1 protein-coding gene is annotated in these 394 nt (G+C 65.5%); it reads right to left on the bottom strand.

Annotated features, from left to right (window positions below; translation table 11 throughout):
- The coding region (locus tag AMD30_RS24375) for a sugar nucleotidyltransferase (RefSeq protein WP_269432898.1) at positions 1 to 394 on the bottom strand (394 nt) is incomplete at both ends.

Here is a 394-nt window from a genome sequence, read left to right as displayed (position 1 = left end):
TCCGGGACAGCGATTTTCAGGCCTTGCCGCTGCTCGACGGTGCGCACGAAGTTACCGGCGTCGAGGAGGCTGTCGAACGTCCCGGTGTCGAGCCAGGCCGTGCCCCGCGGCAGGACGGTCACCGACAACTTGCCGCGTTCCAGATAGTGCGCGTTGACGTCGGTGATCTCGAACTCGCCGCGGGCGCTGGGCTTCAGATCGCGGGCGATGTCGACCACGTCGTTGTCGTAGAAGTACAGACCCGGAACCGCGAAGTTCGACTTCGGTTGTGCCGGCTTCTCTTCCAGCGAGATCGCGGTGCCGTCGGCGTCGAAGTCGACCACGCCGTAGGCCTCCGGGTTGGCGACCCAGTACGCGAACACCGCACCGCCGTCGACGTTCTCGAAACCCTGCA

The organism is Gordonia sp. HS-NH1 (assembly GCF_001418765.1).
Classification (GTDB): Bacteria; Actinomycetota; Actinomycetes; order Mycobacteriales; family Mycobacteriaceae; genus Gordonia.
Note: the sequence above shows the minus strand (reverse complement) of the source record. Positions and strands in the feature narration are given on the sequence as shown.